The sequence below is a fragment of the Vibrio sp. Vb1018 genome (genome assembly GCF_033338775.1).
Lineage (GTDB): Bacteria > Pseudomonadota > Gammaproteobacteria > Enterobacterales > Vibrionaceae > Vibrio > Vibrio alginolyticus.
This window is the reverse complement of record NZ_JAWOTI010000020.1, coordinates 1-18,642: the sequence shown is the minus strand read 5'-3', so window position 1 is coordinate 18,642 and position 18,642 is coordinate 1. Positions and strand designations below refer to the sequence as shown.

The following is an 18,642-nucleotide window of genomic DNA, read 5'->3' as shown; positions in this document are numbered from 1 at the left end:
TTTGATAAATCTCTTAGTATCAAGTTTGAAGTGCGACACTTTCTACAGATGCGCATGAATATACTCCGTTGGTGCTCTATACCCAAGCCTTTTGCGTGGGCGCGTATTTAATTTGTGTGCAATTTCATTGCAGAGCTTCTGTGTCACGTGTGACATAGAAGTTCGTTTTGGTAAGTATTGTCGTATCAAGCCATTGGTGTTTTCATTAGTGCCTCGCTCCCATGAATGGTATGGATTTGCAAAGTAAAACAGGCAGTTATGATGTTTTTCTAATTGTGCATAACCATGAAATTCAGTGCCGTTATCCGCAGTTATCGTCTTAAAAGGTAAGTCAGAGCGGGTCATGATTTTGCTCATTCTTACGTTTAGCGACTCGCTTGTTCTATCGTCCATTTGCCCAATAAAAGTGTAGCCAGTCATTCTGTCGACTAAAGTCACGATACAGTGCTTGGTTCCGCGGCCAACGACGGTATCAATTTCCCAGTGACCAGGCTCTTTTCGGTGCTCAGCTTTTGCAGGTCTTTCGGTAATATGACGCTTTGCTGCCAGCCGACCTCGGCTGTCTTTTGAGTTATACCTTTTACGCCTTTTCTTAGTGGATTGGCGTAGATGTTTCCATAGGGTTCCACCGAGAGTTTTGTCGTTCCAAATATGCTGATAAATGAGCTCGTGGCTCATTGTTGGATAGCCTCTTACCCTCAGGTATCCGACGATTTGGTCAGGACTCCAATCCAGTCGCAGCAAGGCTTCAGGTAACCTGAAGTCGATTTCGCTGTAGCGCTTATTTCTGCGCGATCGGCTTAGCCGGCTGCGAGCCATCTGTTGGGCTCTCCATGCCTGATAGGAGTACCTTTTAAAGTGTCTGTTGTATCGGGAGTTGCGTTCAATTTCTCGATAGATAGTGGCTTTGTGACGCCCCAGTTGTTTAGCTATTTTAGCGGTACTAATTCCTTGCTTTCTGAGCGCAGAAATCATATACCTTTCGTTCTCAGTGAGGTGCGTGTATTTCATGTTTTTTACTTCTTGGCGGGAGCAAACTTCATGATTATCGCATCTCACTGTTTTTATGTTCAGAGGTGTCGCACTTCGTACTTGAATCCAAGTCTGCTAACAAACTGTTCGAGATGGCTTCGTAACGCTTGGCGCTTTCACCCCAAGCCAGTTTAGTGTTTATGGCACAATTGTTTAACTAAGGTATTAGCGTCGTTGATACCTTAACAGGGCATTATGATCCACAAGATAGCGAACATCAGAAGTAAGTAGTTTGTACTAAATTACGGTATTATGTGTAATTAACCAAAATGTAGCTACTTATGAACATACCCACCTTTTCTACACCGACTTATCCCTCAAAAATATCTTGCTCTAACTGTAAAGCATGCTGTTGCCGACTGGAGGTAATGATCATTTCTGATACGGGAGTCCCAGAACAGTATATAAAACGTGATCAGTATGGTAGTGAGTCAATGCTGCGTCTAAGTGATGGTTGGTGTGCTGCTTTAGATAGAGACAGTTTAATGTGCAAAATTTATGAAAATCGTCCTTGGATATGTCGCGAGTTTGAAATGGCTTCAGATGAATGTTTGGATGAGCGAGATAAATTCATATAAATCATATTGCTAAGGTTTGTTTTATTCGTAAAATCAATCGCTCAAGAATGATTCGGCTCACGCGGCAATTTCATTATGCGTTTGGTGTTTATAATTAAGGTGCTGCAATATTACGTTACTTACTCTTAAAATTGGGTTCGAGCTCAATCCAGTAAAATAAAGCTTTAGAAGCAGATAGCATTTCTTACTACTCGCAACTTGAGGAACAAGAAATGAGCTAACCTGTAAAAGATTATGTTTTTTACATCGAGACTACTTACATGCTGGATTACGAGATAGACGAAGCTTGGTAACAAGTTTCGCTTGCTTGACTTGACAAAAAAATTATTATGAGACAGCTCAACCTAATACACTTGAATTTTAAGAGTAAAGGTATCTTGAAGTTGTGAACTTTATATGTTCGCTAAGTCTGAATTAAGTTACAACGAACCTAAAGTAAATGACACATTAAATTGATCGAGTCAGTTGACCTTATGCACCTCAGTTCTATTTCTACCGTTATGTTTTGCCTGGTAAAGCGCATCATCAGCACCTTTAAGAGTAGCGTTGATCGGTTCTCTTTCTGCAAACCATTGAGACATGCCGATAGAAATAGTCACGTGACCTACAACATCAAACTCGTTTGAATCAATGGCTTTTCGGATTCTCTCAGCAACGTATTCAGCTTGACGTATGTCAGTTTTAACTAAAAAGACCATAAACTCCTCTCCGCCAGAGCGGCAGACAATATCCATCTCTCTCGCCTGAGCCTTGATAATATTTGCCACACTGACAAGTAAGGCATCACCGGCATCATGGCCAAAGGTATCATTGACTTTTTTGAAATAGTCAACATCCAGAGCGAGCACAGAAAATGGAGTGTTTTGTATACGCAAGTTATCAATGGCTTTATCTAAACCTCGACGGTTTAACAGCCCAGTCATTGAATCCGTTAAAGTATCGATATGCAGTTGGTCAATGGTGTTGGATACAATGTTGAATGCGCTGAGAAATGAACACTTTAGATGTGAGGCTTCAAAATACCAAGGTTTAACTTCATTTAAGTCTCGTATAGCAGAAGTACGGTTTTCAAAGCTTTTGACTACATTAGCTAGCTGCCACAACGGTTTTGAGATAAAAGCCGCAGATATCCAAATAACTAAAAGCGTGATGGCTCCAATTGGAAAAGTTTCTACAAGCACATCCCACATTTGGTCGTTAAGTACAGAAAAAGTTAAGCCTTCTGATTTCTGTGCAACTATCCCCCAACCTGAAGCATTAACTGGTGCGTACCCAGTAAGCATATCAATACCCTTGGAGTTAATGATGGCTTTACCACCTTTATTTCCCTGAATAACATCATTTATCGCGTCATTATTAACAATGACTTCTCCCACTCTTTGCCGATCAGGGTGATAGATCAATGTCTGATTCTTATCCACAACGTAGAGGTATGACCCATCTCTATAGCTATGTTGCCCAAGTATGCTCATTAACATGTTCTTCTTATCGAGATAAATAGAGCCACTGACATATCCTAAATACTCTTTTTGTTCGGAGAAAATAGGGTGGGAAATACTTATCAGATAATTACCTGCAGGAGATACGAAGGGATCAGTCACGATTGGAGACTTAGCTTTCAATGATTGTAGCGAACTTTCACTTGTTAATTGGACACCTTTCACTTGTATTGCTTCAGGTGAAACGGCAACAATAATTCCCTTCGCATTGACGATGACTACAGAGTTAAAGGCATTGGTTTGGAGCCTCAACCGATCCACTTCTTGTTGCAACTCATCTGTATCTCGCACCTTGCTTCTAAGCATAAGTGCGCTGTACTCCAATTGTGATAGTGCTGATTCAATGAAAGTGTCCGTCATTCTGGCCATTTTTTCAGCATAAACACGATTGGATTCAATGGTGTTAGTGATAGTTAGTTCACGTTGAACATGATATATGGAGTAAAAAGCGTTTAGAAGGGTGACCATCATACTAAAGATGCTTAAAAATAGTATCAGTTGTCTTAAATTTAACTTATCTCTCAGCCGCTTTGATTCACCCAGGTATTCCATAAATTAAGTCATCCATTGGTCTATTAAAAGTGATTCTACTCGTAACTGTAAATCGATTAAATCCAGTTTGAACAGATTTGACAGTTCAGCCATGTTTGATATGCAACTTCCTTATTAGCTTATATATTTCTTGAAACTCATATAAGCAACATAGATGGTAAACATACAGCAACTAAGCTCTAGACCTGAACAATATTAGGATGGGGGCAATTAGAGGTTCTTGTTACGACGAAACGTCAACTTAATCCGTAAAAGCATGTGTTTAATATGTTGTTTTGAAAATCTAATTGATATATTGCTAGCTTGATATGCAATGTGGTGATAGTTTACTTATTTAAGTATGCTCTTAACCTTGGGCAGTACACGAGTATTTTGTGGTTTATATGAAAAAAAACTTTCTCAGCTCCGCTAAGCTCGTTTTGTCCTACTTTGCATTCGCGTCAATGTGGGTATTGTTCTCAGACAAAGCGGTAGAGCTCCTATCTAACAATCAACAAGTATACACCTCGGTTCAGTCACTAAAAGGAATGCTATTTGTTGTGATCACCTCTTTCTTGCTATGGGGACTGATAAAAAAGAACAACAGGTATATTGAACGAGCCAATGACATTGACTATGTAACCGGTTTACATAGCCCCTACGTCTTTTTTCGCTATTTGGAACAAAAGTTTCGTAATACAAAAAAGGATGAACATTATGTTTTATTTCTTCTCGATATAGACAATTTTAAGCCCGTTTCCGACCGAATCGGTTTTGTAAAGAGTAATCTGTTTCTAAAAGATATCGCACAATCGATTAACTCTTCTACCGTTTCTCCACTTTTCTCTTCAAGGGTGCATTCTGATGGATTTGCTTGTTTGATTCGTATGGAAAGCGAAAGTCAAGTTGATATGCACTTAGCACTTATTCAAAGGCAGTTTAAGCAGAACTCAAAACGTCATGGTATTGATTTGACATGCTCCATCGGTGTTGCGCTTTATCCATTTGATGGGGAAAGTGTAAAGCAGCTCATGTCGTCAGCTAAATATGCACTTGCTCAAGCAAAGATCACGAAAAACACTATCCGCTACCACGACAAAGAGCTCGCTAAACATGAGCTCCAGAGACAACAGATGACTTCAGACTTACGTAACGCAATACGAGAAGGCCAAATACAGATTGTATTTCAACCAAAGTATTGCCTTAAAGATAAGAGAGTCGCTGGAGTTGAAGTGCTCTCTCGATGGAAACACCCCGAATATGGAGATATATCTCCTGCAGTATTTATCACACTGGCAGAAGAGAACAATCTCTGCAGTGCTCTAACAGAACTAGTCCTCAAGCAAGCATCAAAGCAACTTAGAGAAACGCAGCTTCTAGGACGAGCCATTCAAGAGGTATCAGTGAACCTTTCTGCTACTGAGCTAAATAGCATTGAAGATATGCATCGTATCGAAAATTACTTAAAAAAAGACCTTGATTTTGCACAATACCTCTGCTTAGAAATAACAGAGACAGCAACGTTAAACGATGTTGAACAATGCGCAAGTTTAGTCAAGGAACTCAAGAAATCTGGTGTGAGGTTCTCTATTGATGACTTCGGTGTTGGCTATACCTCATTTGCAATATTCAATAAGTTGGATGTCGATGAAATAAAAATAGATCGAAGCTTCATTAAAAACATCGCTATTGATTATCGCTCAAGAGCGATCACTTCCGGCATAGTCAACATCGCAAAGGGATTTGGTATTCAAGTCGTTGCTGAAGGGGTAGAGACCCTTGAACAGTTGTGTGTTCTAGAAGAGTTAGATTGTGAGCTAGTTCAAGGGTTCTATTTAAGTCGTCCAATCCCCATTGCTTTATTGGATAGAAAATTAAATAACATCGCAAATGTTATGTATTAAGATGTTGTATTCCCCTCTCTGCTCTTTCGCAGGGAGCACCCTAGCCATTAAAGATGGTGCTGCATTATGTGGTGAATTTTCTACTTAAGTAATTTGTTAAAATCACGCATTGGTATGCAGATATAAATCACGCCCACATTCGCTGTGCCATAGCCAACGGCTTTATGTACGTACCACCACACGGTTCGTAATCCCTCGGCGTTTTCTTCATCCCATTCCAGTACACTACCAACAGGAACATGGTGCGAAGCAATACGCAGCATTAGCGGCTCTAAGGACTCGCCAAGGTTTTCGTCGCCATCGTCCATCATGAAAAAGTTCTCTTGCTCATCTGGACAAGCTAATAAAGCCACCAGCTCTGGCTCACGATAAGTAAGCGTGTCTTGGTTGGTTTCTAGCTCTAGCACTGACTCGCTTTGGTAATTATCATCCGTTGGTTCCAGTTCTGGCTCAATAGGACGATACAGGGACGCTTCAAAGTGATCAGGTGATAGTTTGATGGCCTTAATCCAATCATCCCTTAAAACACGGTTAAAGGGCACATGGCCTTGGTATCGAGCCTTTCTTACTACAGGTTTAACTGCGTCACTCATTTGATGATTCTCTCTAATCTGCTTGGTGTTACGTTCATCAATTTTGCGAAGTTGGTCAGAGCTTCACTCTTAGTCTTTCCTTGCAGCTTGTAGCCGTCATGGAAGTTCTGGAAGCCGACCTTAATCATATCGATATAACCTTTCTTCTCGTTGGACTCCTTACGCAGTTTGCGCGCTTGGCGCTTAATAGTTTCGCTTTCCCGTTTCTGTTTGGCGATCTGTTTTTCCATTGCGTTCTGAGCACGTAGATATTTCGCGTGTTCGCGCGTAGCTGCGGCTTTATCCACCATTGTTTTACGGTTGCGAGCGGCGGCTTTCTTCTCTTTCTCGTTGAGCAAGTACGTTTTGTTATCTGAGCCAAAACCAACACGGCGCGCTTGCTGTTTCATTTGGTTGGCCAAGATGCGTTGCCATGCCAGTGATTGCAGCATGGTTGTTGCCTTAAGGACGTGTTTACATGCCACACCAGACAATTCAGGGTTTCGGATTTTCGGGAATGCAAACTCTTTAGGCGGTGCTATACAGTAGTTACCCATAGTGGCCAAGTATCGATACCAATACTGGTGACGTCCGCAGTCGCAATCAAAGGAAATACGGCCAGCACACGCCAGTTGCACCGCTTGGTTGTAATCCCCATTAGGCGATTCGTGTAGTAGTTCATCCCACTGCTCAAAACGCACCTTTACTCGGTGTTCTTCATGCCTAGACACGCTTGAGGCTCGGACACGAATAAGCGCGACATTGTTCTTAATACCGATCAACGTGGCCTTGTGAATGCCCGTACCGTCATCGACACGGTTGTTAGCACGGTCTACGTCCATTTGACGCGAGTTCTTCACCAAAAAGGCATAGGTAATACCCGCTGTCTTGCTGTCATAGACCTTTTTGTGTCGCCGGCGAGCCTTGTCGAACTTGATTAGGTCTTCTTTGGTAAACCGTTGCCCTTTAGCCTTTTCGCCTAGCGCCTTTAATGCTGTATTAGTTGGCTTGGCTAGCGTTGAGGCGGTCAGTGTTCGCTTAGCATTGCGGCGGTTCCTCTTTTGCGCCTGTTCAATTTTGTTGAATAGCTGGTTGAACTGCTTTTCATTGAGGCCAAGGCTGGCAAATGAGCCGTTATCCCGTTTTTCCGCTACAAACTTCTTCGGCATAGGTTACAGCCCCATTTCGTCCATGAATTGACGCATAGAGCGGCGTACCCACGCTGCTGGTGGCAGCTTGATAGTTTGGCCAACGGGTAGCGGATTCATTGGGTCATCTACGTCACAAACCAGACTCACTAGCCAATCAAGCTCAACCGTGCCATAGGCACGATAAGAGGCCAGATCGGCACGGTAGGTTTCATCAAGTCGAATGGTGTACTCAAACAGCTCGGTATTGCCCGAACGGTTGACGTATTCCATGACTTTCGCAAAGAAATGCGCCCGTAGAATGTCGTCCTCGATGTTCTCTGCTGAGAGGCGGGATAACTTACTCATTATCACCTCCCATTCGATAATTACCGTCTGCGATTAGCCCCGTTTTGGCCTTGAATAATCCCATTGCGCGCGAGGCCATTTCTGACTCTTTCTTAGGCTTGCGTAACAAGCCAAACAAGCTCTTAAGTGTTACCGTGTCGCCAATACTGTCTTGTGTAGCTGCATAGACCACAAACATGAGCGCGTAGGTATCAGGACGTAGTTCTGACCAGTCAATGTTGTACGTGGGTTTACCATCCGTTCCCCGCACTTCTTCTACGATGGACGGCGACACTTCGAAGCGACCACCAGCGTTAGGAGGGTAGGTGATAGCATTTAGGGATGTGAGATAGTTATAGGCTTCCATTGCCGACACAATGATCGGTCTGCCTTTTGCGTCCAGTTCGAACAAGCGAACGGCGCGCCCATACTTCGAAAAGTAGGGAGTAACCTCGTCCACCAGCACAATAAAACCGTTTTTTTTGAGCTTTTCTAACTTCTCGGGCAAAGTCAGCTTAAGACTCATCAATGAACGCTCTAATTGCTGGCATTCGATGATATGGAGTTGACCATCATTCACACCAGCAAGCATAAGTCGTGGCTGGCCAGATGATAGAGTAAGTACAGCTATGCGCATTCGTGCCATGTTGTGACCTCTAAGTGCGCTTTTTAAGATGAGGAGTCTTGGTCATTTTAACACCATCAACCAAGCTTTTTAGCCCTATTAATAGTATTTATATTAATTAATGCTCGGAATATCGTGGTAATAATAACACAAGGATAATACATACGCATGCGACGTTCCATTGATTGTTTTTGCTTCTCTCGTTGTCTTTGAAGTTTCTCTGCTATTGTCAAAGCCATTAAAAACACCTACTATTTGCTTGCTCTTGTTTCACATTTGCTGGTGGAACATGAAAAGGCTGGTAACTCGAATTTGCTGATTCGAACTGTTTGCTAAGGCCAGCCGCAAAAAAACCGCGTTTATTCGCGGTTTTTTTGTACCTATCAAAAGTAAATCTCAATCAAAACCCGATGGCATGGCTTGCCTTCATCGTTACGCATCCGTTACCCCAGCTGACGATCTTCATGAGCTTACCCTCGTAGTCCCAAGGCTGATTTCGAGTTAAACACTCTTTGGCTCGTTTAAGCGCTGGCGAGTCAACTAAAAGATAAACGGCTTTGCGAGGTTTCACGCAGCATTCTCCGTAGCAATGTTTGAGGAAGTGATCATAGACAGTGAACGTTCGGCAAACTTAAGCTCTGCTTTGCGCATATCAATATCGCGCTCTACATGCAGTGTGAAGTTGTCACAGAACACGCCTTTCTCTTTCTGGTGCGCGTTCAGCTTCTCTTTAAGTTGAGTGATTTCTTGATTGAGTTTTTCAATGTATGACTTGAAGTAAGTCTCGCTGCCGATTTCCAGCATCACCGATGCAGGACTACGAATGATAGACAGGTCATCGCATGTAGATTCGTTGCGTAAAAGGTTAAGAACACGCTCGCCATCTTGAGTTAAGCTGTAATTCTTGCGGTCTGGTTTACCGTCTTGCGCTTCAATTTCGTGTGACACTAAACCCTTTTCGGTCATGCGACCGAGTTCGCGGTAAACTTGCTGGTGGCTAGCTTGCCATGCGCCAGATTCAGGCATTGTTCGGTTTGTTAGGTCATAGCCTGTTTGTGTTCTCTGTTCAAGAATTGCTAGAAGTAGATTACCTAAAGTCATAGTTAGTTACCTTTTGTTATTGATGCCAAATTTCACCCGTATCCTCGTCAATAAATCCATGACATAGATACTCTCTACTTGTTGAGTAATGCGTAAGTCTTCCCTTTAACGCCTTTTTGTTGCGGTTGTGCCAGTGCTCGTATCCGGCAGTAAACGCATATTGGTTGTTGTTGTAGTCTGCATAATGCAGATCTGAGCCGTTGCGAGCCTCACTCACTCCCGCCGACCAGCTTGCTAGAAAATCGTCACGCTCATTGAGTTTGATAGCTTGTCGCTCATCATCATGCACCCCAAGTAACGTGATAATTCCTAGCCCTTGCATGCGGTCAATGACGGTCGTATCGAAATAGCCGATGTAGATTTCATCGTGCGGGATAAACTCTACTTGTAGTGGCATTTCGTAGACCGTTCCATCTAGTGGTAGCGCTTCCATTAGCTCTATGATTAGGCTCAATTGGTTTTTGGAATTGCCATTGGTCAGTGCCTTGTCTAGTTGTCTAACCACATCTGCACACATGGAAAAGCGAGGCATTTCATTTCGTATCGCTTTTTCGTCTGCGTCCTCAATAAAGGCTTTCTCCTCATCTACACTCCCTAACACCTAACTCACACACACGTTCGCTACCGCGACAGCGGCGCGGTTAATGGCCATCGACACCGTTGCTCCGTGGTTAGACAGGACAATAGTGCCTTTGCTGGCATTGAACGTTTTTACGGTCATTTTCTACAAAGAATTAAGTGTGTTCGGAATGGGTTGGTGAGACTACCATATCAAAAATAATATATGCAATAACTAATTTAGCCCTTAATATCAAAAAATATACATTGATATAAATTTTTATGTTCGGAATAAAAAGGATTGCCATAATCCTGGGGTGGGATTAGATTACGCTCAATCGGAGCCGTTTAAGAAATGAATTTAATTCATGAATTTTTCGGTAAACCCATTAATTAACCCTGGTATAGTGCTAATGCAGAGAGGCACATACGCCCACCAGATAAAGCGATTTTTCACTGACATCAAGCTACGTGTTGGTCATATTTGTGAGATGAAAGCGACAGCAAGTAGCAGTGTTAAGTTTTGGGGTTCACTCTGTGCTTATTTTGATGAGATTACTTACAAAGCCAAAGAAAGCTACACAGATATTGATTCCCAATATCAATTTTTAACTTATCTAGCTGATACGGTTTACTTGATCGAGAAAGAGGGCATTGATTGTGATGTCACCAATCAGTCATTGGTTTTGGATGATGATCAAACGCAAGCAACTCACGACCAACAGCTACGCAATATCAGCCACCTTTTGAAGATGACAAAGCAGTATGCAGAACAGTTTTAACGATGCTGACGATCTACCCATTGGACGAATTTATTAAGGAAAATTTCCGAATTAATTCGTAGTTTGCCAGGATACACGACGTTGTATTAAAGATGAACGCCAACGGTGATAGAAATATCAAAAGAAGAGATCAAGTTAAATAAATATGACTTTGTTTGAGCTTATCACCCCTAGAGATTTACGCACTTTCTACGCCCTCAATCTCCAAGTGGCTATGGAGTGGCCTGTTCGCTATCAAGCAGTTATGGCGCGATTTAAGTGGATGAAAGCAAAGCACCTTGTTTAGATGTTATTTCACAAAGCTAGATACGAAGAATGATTGTAAATCACTTTTGGACAAAACTGTGCCAGTGGTATTACTAAATTAGAACATAACGGATTAGCTGACGTATGGGAAAGTAACGACGCGTTGCGAATCACTCTTAAACAGTTTGTTATACGTTTATTTCTCAACTACTCTCATTTTTATCATGGTTTGCATGCCTAAATCAGTTAACAACCATTTAGCTTGAGGATTGTCATTGTTAATAGCCACAAGCCCAAGAGCAACCATTTGAATTCGAATAGTATAAAGATCTTGCTGATCAACAGATAAACCGGATACATGTGGTGTTTCAGTGCGAACCCCACTGAATTGTTGTGCTATAAAATGGTTAACTTCGGCATCAAATGCTTGGTCAGCAAGAAAGGGAGCTATCGTAGAAAAAAGCTGAGACCACGTAACTTTTGCTGACCAGTTCTTATATTGAGTATCCATACCCATCGAGCGAGCATACATCTTATAGGTCCCTTTAAACTCCAGCTCACTATCCCAATCAGCCAACTCATCAAGAGGAAACAATGGAGTATTTACTTTGAGCTCGTCTAACTCTTGTTTAAGTAACTCATTATACTTGCGCAGTTCATTAATTTCGTTGAGTATTTCAGGAGATGCCGCTGAGTTAGCACGTACCCAACCTGTAGCGGGATAAGTTTTAATCGTTTTATTTAAACTTAATGCGACCTCTCCCGGTAATTGACCAGCATCGGTCCAAAAACGAATTAATCGTCCAGTACTAACTTTCTCACGAAATGCTTGAAGCTTTTGAAACATTTCCTCAGATACTTCACTTTTCGCTCGTGGAAGTTGCTCCGGTTCTTTATGCAATAAGGCTATAACTTTTAGACCTTTACTTACTGCATAATCAAATTCTTTTTCGGTATAGCTAAGCCCATCCTCAGCAGTCGAGCCATAGCGTCCACCAATTATTAGTAGGTAATAGTCGCAATCATCTATTACTTTTTTGATGAACTCCCATTGCTCTTCATCCGCAGCCGGGAATAGCTCCATACCAGCTGGTATACAGTCCATTTCCATTAAAGTCTGCAAAACACTTTGACGCTCTTCTTTAAGATCAACATATGTCGAGCTAACAAAAACTTGATATCTTTTATCCATGAATTCCTCACGTTTAAACGTATAACCCTTTTTAGACGCTTTTCATACTCCTATCATGCAGCCTTTCCAATCACAGTTCAATTGATAATCAATAGGTTAATGAGAGGTATTGGGTATTAGATTGCAAAATGACGCATAATTTTTGAGACTCCCTCGGATAACTACAGGTAAGGCAAACATACAATCACTGGTTGTGAGTGAACTTTCGCGCTGAGAAGGAATGGGGCACAAATGAGTCAGCTCAGATCAAGCTGACTCGAAGATGGACAGAGCCAATACAGAACAACCTGCTAAGTCTATTTACAACGTTGCTTCTCTGCCACAAAGTGACTCCTTACTGCTGCTCATCTTGTAGCTATGCCACGGTGTGATTTAGCCTGATTGATGGTGTGTTTTAACAGGCGGATGCACTATTTAAGTTTTTCAACATGCGTAATGATTTGTCCTGCAATTAGTTTTATTTTTTCTAATGTGATCGTTCTCTTATATGTCAGTCTCTAAAATTTTAGCCAACGTCTTGACTTTATTGACAATAGTGTTTGAATATTCGCCATCTAACTGTCTTAGAAAAGAATAAAATGGAACTAGCAATTAAAATGTCTGCAGCCAGCAAAGGCGCATATAAAGGTGAATATTCAGTAAGCAGCGGCGAAGTCATCGACTCAGATGTATTGACTCAAACTCACATCCACACAAACCGAGTGATGACCAGTAACGGGCCTGAGATTGCCGAAATTACCAGTAGCTCATCTGCTAAAACGGTTTTTTGGGTACGCTTTGATAGTGGACGTGAACTCAAGTACACAATCAATTCTGAAATTGACCTATTGAAAGGCCAGCGAGTTAGCCTACTATTCATCAATAGTAAAGCGAACACACGGCTAGTGGGCATTGCGAATCATAACTCCAACGAATATACAGACTTGTCTACTAAAGAGCGATACGCTTCTTGTTTAAGACCTAACAAAGATAAACTTCAATACACGTTTGCCTTTGGTGCGGGGCTGTTAACTGCCATTGCATATATGTTTGATGAATTTGCTAAAGGTCCAGGTGTAATTGGATGGATTGTCCTATCTGGCATTATGTTCATCGTTTGTGTTCTTACCGCATTTCTTGTTTATGGCCCAATCGCTGTATTGTTTGGCTGGCTGACAGACTTGGGTAATTTTGGGAAATTCAAAAGTGAAGTTAAGCAGAACCTAATCAAGATCCTGACAAATGGTGCGAATCAGTAGCCCAACTGCATTGTGACCCCCAAAATGTTTTAACTTATTACTGGATAGAAGAGATTTCAACAGACAGTTGCGCTTGTTGAGTTAAGTACATTTCTAATAAGCTTTGGCATAGAAAGCGTACATTATTTGGATGAATGAAAGTTATTGAAAAATTTGGGGAGTTAATTTTTCCCAAATTATTCTCATTTATTCGAGTACTGGGTTAACAAGGAATGGGGCATTTCTGTGTTACACATCCCGTCAGCACACCTTGGGCATAAACATTTTAGAAATAGCAGCATACCTATGTGATCGCTGCCACTGTCTAGTATGAATCTTTATTACTCTCTCACAGTATTACGTGACGTTTAAAATCACATTTGGAAGCGATGATGGTGTTGCTTCTGGCCAGGTCCAAGAGTAGGAAAAATACTGAAAATTGGCTCGAGACATTCGTGACGTTCGCCACCTAATGTTGATCTTACGAAGTGACCTAAGCGCTTTACTTGGACTGATGTGCTTTGCACTGGCAAAAGCAAGACAAAAAGACCCTAAAGCGCATCAATAAGTTGATTAATGACGTTAAACGTTCCTCTTTTGAGGGGATAGGGAAGCCTGAGTCACTAAAGGAGAACCTGTCAGGATTTTGGTCGCACCGTATTGATGATACGAACAGGTTGGTCTATGCCGTGGATAATCAGGCGATAACCATTATTTCATGCCGCTATCATTATTAGGCAATCCAAACATCAAAAATAGAAACATCAAAATAATAGGTACCAAAAGAAATGCGGAAAATTGTTTGTCTACTACTGTTGTTACTGTCTGGTTGTGTCGCTGTTTAGGGACAATCTTATAACATCGATATTGCAAATGAGGACTATGTACAGGTTAACTATGATTCGCCAATGACCAATTACAAGGCCATGCTAAGCGAATTTACCACGCATTGCGCCAAGTAAGACAAGGATTACGTCAATGAAAGTGCGATTACAAACGGTTGGGAAATTACTATGGCCGTTTATCGCTGCGTTGAGAAGAGAGAGAACAGTTAACCATTAAGCCACCAGCACAGTGGCTTTTTTGTGCCTAATTGATAGTATAGGCACAATTGTACACATAAATGGAGTGCAGAGAGAGTTCAATGAGCATTTATGAGTTCACCTTAAACATCGGCAACATCAATATCACGAACGACAACGATCTACTTGATGTGTCACGCAAACTATACGAGGGCGCTTGTTCTGACGCTGTGGTAATGTCTGTTGATGAAATGCTGTATATCGAATTTGAACGAGAGGCCGGAACGTTCGTTCAAGCGGTTACACAAGCAATTAAGGACGTAGAATCGGTCGAGGGCTACGATTTACAAGTTATCTCGATTGAGGGCGACCTTGTGAGTTTGGGCGAAGCTGCGGAGTTCACCGGGGTTAAGAAGAGCACACTAGCAAAATACAAAAAGGGTACATTTGGCGGCGGAGGCTTCCCTGTGCCAGTACGAAAGGCTTCAAAGAAAGACCCTCTTTGGAGACTTAGCGACATAGCAGATTGGCTATACAAAAAAAACAAGGTAGCAATGGAGCTAGTAGAACGCGCTCGTCTGATGGATGTAATTAACCATCATCTAGAGACCAGATTGATGAAGAATAGCGATAAGTACGCAAACCTATTCATCAATATCCAAACTAACCTAATAATTCCCATAAAGTCATAAAGTCTCAGCTGCCATCAGCGTATAGCTGGTAGCTTCTTTATGCGTATCGTAATTGCTTAAAAGGAGGATCAATAATTGAAAGACTATGATTTTTCAATAGTGGCTAAGTTTCAAGACAACATGAATGCAGACTCGCTTTGCAAGCCATCTAATGCGATCAAAGAGTTTAACCCATCCGATTACTTAACCGATCAACAGACTATCCAAGCCTATATTGATGAAGCAGCAAGCACTGGTGAACCAGCGATAATCGCCGATGCCTTAGCAGTTGTTTCACAAGTTAAGGGTATGGACAACACCTTACACCCGCGCGACAACCCTTCTTTATCGTCACTTATCGGGCTGGCCAACGTTCTAGGCATATCAGTTCGATTAGGTATCAACATTAAATAACTTATTCCAGTAGTTCGGTTGGGCCGAGTTACTGAAATAGTGCCCCGTCAGGAATCTAGTCAATTTAGTTTCACTTCTTACAGAACAGAAACTAACCCGCCAATTACCGGCTGCGACATCGCCTACAAGAAAAAACGGCGCGACAAGATTGATGATCTGAGCAAGGTTTTCGACAGAGCGTTTAGAGAAAGTAATGGACAAGTTCAGTCTCGTCCAAGAAATGGAATAAACTGCTCAAGAAGATTAGGATTAGTCGGATAATGAGTCAGTTATCAACGTTTTACTGTGTTCTTTACCGGTGTCCACAAGGCACTACGGGTAAAGCTTAATCCGTTACCTGACATTTGGTTAATGTAGTGAGGTAGCAGACTACTTCACCGAGCTATTTCGCCTTTCAATGGTGTTTGGATTGAGCTATTAGAATGGTCTTGTTGATGAGCAAATGGCTCAAAAACTGGCGATGTTCGTTAACGTACCACTCCAGAGTCAATAGTTACTATTGATAAGATAAAATACGTTAAGAAAAATTAATTATGAGTTTGGCTTTCAAAAATTTTATTTTTATTTCTTAATTTAAACCAAATTTTCTTTCTACCATTATTCTTCAAAATAAAACCTCCAAAACCACACCACTTTGGCCACTTGTTATTCTTTGAAGTAGGTCAAGCTTTGATTTTTGACTATTTGATTTTTTCTTTTTACTGATTTTTTTATTATTAGATACATTTATTAAATCAATGATTTTATTAGACATACAATGCCCCTTACTTAATGATTAGGGTGTACTGAACATGCGTTATTTTATGATATAGAATGAAGGGAGCTTACAGAGAAACTTATTAAGGATGACGCTGGGAAAACTGACTTTATACTTTTTTATCTGAAACAACTATTGATCAGAGCTACTACTTCCTTACCACTGGATTACAAGCGATAAGGAAGCTAAGTTTTGTAAGACTATTACAACGTCGTTACATTTTCTGCTTGAAGCCCTTTAGGACCTTTACCTACGGTAAAAGAAACCTTGTCGCCTTCAATAAGTTTTTTAAATCCATCCCCAACGATGTTGCGGAAGTGAACGAATAGGTCGTCGCCGTTATTTTGAGAAATGAAACCGAAGCCTTTAGCTTCATTAAACCACTTTACTGTACCAATTACTTGATTAGACATATTATGCCCCTTATATAAATTAAAATTAAGGTGCACTGAACATAAGTATTATTTTAAGGATATAGAATTAAGGGAGATACAGAGAAAAACTTGCTAGGGATGACACTGGAAAACTTACTTTATATTTTTTATCTTCAAACAACTCTTCGTCAGAGCAAAATCAACTATACACGTTTCAAAAATTAAAGATAGCTTTATTTTCTATTTTTATACTAATAATGCACGTTACAGACCCCGAAAGCGCGCCATATGAGCCGCTATAGAATGCTTTAAGCAACATTTTGACACCCAAGAGGAGCATTGTTCCTTATCATCCTACTATAATCATAGAGCAACCTATATGAGTTAAAAAGCCGTTTTCTGTACTCGGTCTATCGTACTGATTTTTTCATATTAGGTCGTTTCAGTCTTCAAGGTGTTAAAGTTGGTATACTAAAACTAAATTATTATAAATGAGCGCAAACATGAAACAAAAGAACTACAACAAACTTAACGATGAAGAGTTAGAGTTTGTTAATGACAAGGTCGCAGCCTTACTCCTAACAAGTCCTAGGAGTGCTCGTTTGTTGCTCTGGATAATGGTGAGTCTTTCAATTGTGATGGTTGGTTGGGCATCTTTTTCTGAGATAGATAAAGTCATTGTCGGTTTAGGGAAAGTCATTCCTTCCTCACAGGTTCAAGTTATACAAAACTTGGAAGGCGGGTTAATTAAAGAAATTTTAGTAAAAGAAGGTCAATTAGTCGAAAAAGGTCAACCATTAATTCTCATCGATGACACGCTCTTTCTTTCAGATTTTCGTGAGCATGAACAACAAGTCGCTAACTTGAGTGCATCTGTATTACAATTGACAGCCTCGATAAATAGCGTTCAAGTTAACAATGACTTTGACATTAAAGATTGGCGACAAAATGTCACACTAAACTATGACCAGCTAATGTTCCCATCATTTTTAGAAGAAACTCAACCTGAACTAATCCTACGTCAAAAAGCTGAGTATCTAGAAAACTTAAATAATATACGCAACCAGCTATCAGTGATTGATCAGCAAGTCATACAGAAACAACAGGATTTGATTGAAATAAAAGCACGAGTAGAAAACTTACGTAGGAGTTATCAATATGCAAAAAAGGAACTGGATATTACCAAACCTCTAGCTGACGAAGGTATAGTTCCACGCATTGAATTACTTAAATTACAACGACAAGCCAATGATAGCAGGCGTGAAATGACATCTAGCAAGCTTAAAATTCCCGTATTAGAGTCATTAATTCAAGAGTTCATGCTTAAACGAATAGAGGTCGCGCTACAATTCCGATCTGAACAACAAGAAAAACTTAATAGCACCCAAGATCAACTATCTTCTTTGGTAAAGTCTACAGTTAACTTAGAAGATAAAGTCAATAGAACCGTGGTTTACTCACCAGTAACGGGAAAAATTAAAACGTTGAGCATAAATACAGTTGGTGGAGTTATTCAACCAGGTATGGATATCGTTGAAATTGTGCCAACCGAAGACGCTCTACTGATAGAGGCAAAAATAGCACCAAAAGATATTGCATTTTTACGTCCTGAGTTACCTGTTATTGTCAAGCTTACCGCTTATGATTTTAGTAAGTACGGTGGTTTAAAAGGGGAGTTAGAACACATTAGTGCAGACACAATCCAGGATGAAGAAGGTAACGACTTTTATGTAGTACGTATACGTACTGATAAAACTAATCTCGGTGATAAAGATCTACCAATCATTCCAGGAATGACAACATCAGTTGACATAATAACCGGAAAGAGGACCATTTTAGAATACTTAATGGGGCCAATTCTAAATACAAAAACTACAGCCGATGATTAACTTATACTGTGTTCAAAAATCGATATGTCCGTTATCATTGAAAATGTTTAACTTCCTATGAAATCGGAGCATCTCGTGTGACATTTATTCTGCCAGAGGGGGGAAGCTTAACTTGATAACTTTTCGGATAAAAATGGAAATGCTCATTGAAGGTGGTTCAATAAGGCGTCTTCTAATTGTTGGTTTGCTTTGATTTCCCGTAT

20 protein-coding genes are annotated in these 18,642 nt (G+C 40.8%); 8 read left to right on the top strand and 12 right to left on the bottom strand.

The features are described 5' to 3' along the window. Window positions 1–42: 42 nt before the first annotated feature. Window positions 43–1,011, bottom strand: a complete 969-nt coding sequence (locus R7Z10_RS18455; RefSeq protein ID WP_318105559.1) for an IS30-like element ISVa6 family transposase — start codon at window positions 1,009–1,011, stop codon at window positions 43–45. A gap of 302 nt (window positions 1,012–1,313) precedes the next feature. On the opposite strand from R7Z10_RS18455, the gene R7Z10_RS18450 reads away from it, so the two are divergent. Further along, complete coding sequence (locus tag R7Z10_RS18450; RefSeq protein WP_031812801.1) at window positions 1,314–1,610, top strand: YkgJ family cysteine cluster protein; 297 nt, start codon at window positions 1,314–1,316, stop codon at window positions 1,608–1,610. 461 nt (window positions 1,611–2,071) lie between these two features. Here R7Z10_RS18450 and R7Z10_RS18445 read toward each other — a convergent pair whose 3' ends face one another. After that, window positions 2,072–3,661: a sensor domain-containing diguanylate cyclase gene (locus tag R7Z10_RS18445; RefSeq protein ID WP_318105556.1), complete on the bottom strand. Its 1,590-nt coding sequence runs from the start codon at window positions 3,659–3,661 to the stop codon at window positions 2,072–2,074. A gap of 383 nt (window positions 3,662–4,044) precedes the next feature. Here R7Z10_RS18445 and R7Z10_RS18440 point away from each other — a divergent pair, with 383 nt between their 5' ends. Then, the gene (locus R7Z10_RS18440; protein WP_017634111.1) at window positions 4,045–5,544 is read left to right on the top strand and encodes a bifunctional diguanylate cyclase/phosphodiesterase; all 1,500 of its coding nucleotides are present in this window, start codon (window positions 4,045–4,047) and stop codon (window positions 5,542–5,544) included. An 80-nt stretch (window positions 5,545–5,624) separates the two neighbouring features. On the opposite strand, the gene R7Z10_RS18435 is transcribed toward R7Z10_RS18440, so the two are convergent. From R7Z10_RS18435 to R7Z10_RS18405, 7 genes are all read right to left on the bottom strand, one after another. Continuing rightward, entirely contained in the window at window positions 5,625–6,137 is a 513-nt protein-coding gene (locus R7Z10_RS18435) for a hypothetical protein (protein WP_017634110.1), read from the bottom strand. Further along, window positions 6,134–7,285, bottom strand: a complete 1,152-nt coding sequence (locus R7Z10_RS18430; RefSeq protein WP_258482342.1) for a hypothetical protein — start codon at window positions 7,283–7,285, stop codon at window positions 6,134–6,136. Before R7Z10_RS18430 ends, R7Z10_RS18435 begins: the two co-directional genes overlap by 4 nt. Before the next feature lie 3 nt (window positions 7,286–7,288). Then, a complete protein-coding gene (locus R7Z10_RS18425; RefSeq protein ID WP_017634108.1) occupies window positions 7,289–7,612 on the bottom strand; it encodes a hypothetical protein in 324 nt (107 codons plus the stop codon). Beyond that, window positions 7,605–8,237, bottom strand: coding sequence for a hypothetical protein (locus R7Z10_RS18420; RefSeq protein ID WP_318105550.1), 633 nt, complete (start codon window positions 8,235–8,237; stop codon window positions 7,605–7,607). The genes R7Z10_RS18425 and R7Z10_RS18420 overlap by 8 nt, the downstream gene beginning before the upstream one ends. Window positions 8,238–8,616: 379 nt before the next feature. Then, a complete protein-coding gene (locus R7Z10_RS18415) occupies window positions 8,617–8,787 on the bottom strand; it encodes a hypothetical protein (protein WP_155486354.1) in 171 nt (56 codons plus the stop codon). Beyond that, window positions 8,784–9,317, bottom strand: coding sequence for a PadR family transcriptional regulator (locus R7Z10_RS18410; RefSeq protein ID WP_054866672.1), 534 nt, complete (start codon window positions 9,315–9,317; stop codon window positions 8,784–8,786). The genes R7Z10_RS18415 and R7Z10_RS18410 overlap by 4 nt, the downstream gene beginning before the upstream one ends. Window positions 9,318–9,333: 16 nt before the next feature. Continuing rightward, window positions 9,334–9,918: a hypothetical protein gene (locus R7Z10_RS18405; RefSeq protein WP_258482343.1), complete on the bottom strand. Its 585-nt coding sequence runs from the start codon at window positions 9,916–9,918 to the stop codon at window positions 9,334–9,336. A gap of 325 nt (window positions 9,919–10,243) precedes the next feature. On the opposite strand from R7Z10_RS18405, the gene R7Z10_RS18400 reads away from it, so the two are divergent. Next, on the top strand, window positions 10,244–10,657 hold the full coding sequence (locus tag R7Z10_RS18400; RefSeq protein ID WP_258482344.1) for a hypothetical protein: 414 nt from the start codon (window positions 10,244–10,246) through the stop codon (window positions 10,655–10,657). A gap of 442 nt (window positions 10,658–11,099) precedes the next feature. On the opposite strand, the gene R7Z10_RS18395 is transcribed toward R7Z10_RS18400, so the two are convergent. Continuing rightward, window positions 11,100–12,095: a DUF4062 domain-containing protein gene (locus R7Z10_RS18395; protein ID WP_318105539.1), complete on the bottom strand. Its 996-nt coding sequence runs from the start codon at window positions 12,093–12,095 to the stop codon at window positions 11,100–11,102. Between the two features lie 578 nt (window positions 12,096–12,673). Here R7Z10_RS18395 and R7Z10_RS18390 point away from each other — a divergent pair. From R7Z10_RS18390 to R7Z10_RS18375, 4 genes are all read left to right on the top strand, one after another. Next, window positions 12,674–13,333 carry a hypothetical protein gene (locus R7Z10_RS18390; RefSeq protein WP_258460410.1) on the top strand — a complete coding sequence of 220 codons (660 nt, stop codon included), beginning with the start codon at window positions 12,674–12,676 and terminating at the stop codon, window positions 13,331–13,333. Window positions 13,334–13,833: 500 nt separating this feature from the next. Beyond that, window positions 13,834–14,049, top strand: coding sequence for a Txe/YoeB family addiction module toxin (locus R7Z10_RS18385; protein WP_080996187.1), 216 nt, complete (start codon window positions 13,834–13,836; stop codon window positions 14,047–14,049). A gap of 407 nt (window positions 14,050–14,456) precedes the next feature. Further along, a complete protein-coding gene (locus tag R7Z10_RS18380; RefSeq protein ID WP_017634097.1) occupies window positions 14,457–15,026 on the top strand; it encodes an AlpA family transcriptional regulator in 570 nt (189 codons plus the stop codon). Window positions 15,027–15,101: 75 nt separating this feature from the next. After that, window positions 15,102–15,419, top strand: coding sequence for a DNA-binding protein (locus R7Z10_RS18375; RefSeq protein WP_053307329.1), 318 nt, complete (start codon window positions 15,102–15,104; stop codon window positions 15,417–15,419). A gap of 604 nt (window positions 15,420–16,023) precedes the next feature. On the opposite strand, the gene R7Z10_RS18370 is transcribed toward R7Z10_RS18375, so the two are convergent. Continuing rightward, window positions 16,024–16,173, bottom strand: coding sequence for a hypothetical protein (locus tag R7Z10_RS18370; protein ID WP_165615990.1), 150 nt, complete (start codon window positions 16,171–16,173; stop codon window positions 16,024–16,026). A gap of 206 nt (window positions 16,174–16,379) precedes the next feature. Further along, the gene (locus tag R7Z10_RS18365; protein ID WP_017634094.1) at window positions 16,380–16,589 is read right to left on the bottom strand and encodes a cold-shock protein; all 210 of its coding nucleotides are present in this window, start codon (window positions 16,587–16,589) and stop codon (window positions 16,380–16,382) included. Window positions 16,590–17,053: 464 nt separating this feature from the next. Here R7Z10_RS18365 and R7Z10_RS18360 point away from each other — a divergent pair, with 464 nt between their 5' ends. Further along, window positions 17,054–18,439 (top strand): HlyD family type I secretion periplasmic adaptor subunit, encoded by a 1,386-nt coding sequence (locus tag R7Z10_RS18360; protein ID WP_234499467.1) that lies wholly within the window; start codon window positions 17,054–17,056, stop codon window positions 18,437–18,439. The last annotated feature ends 203 nt before the right edge of the window (window positions 18,440–18,642 follow it).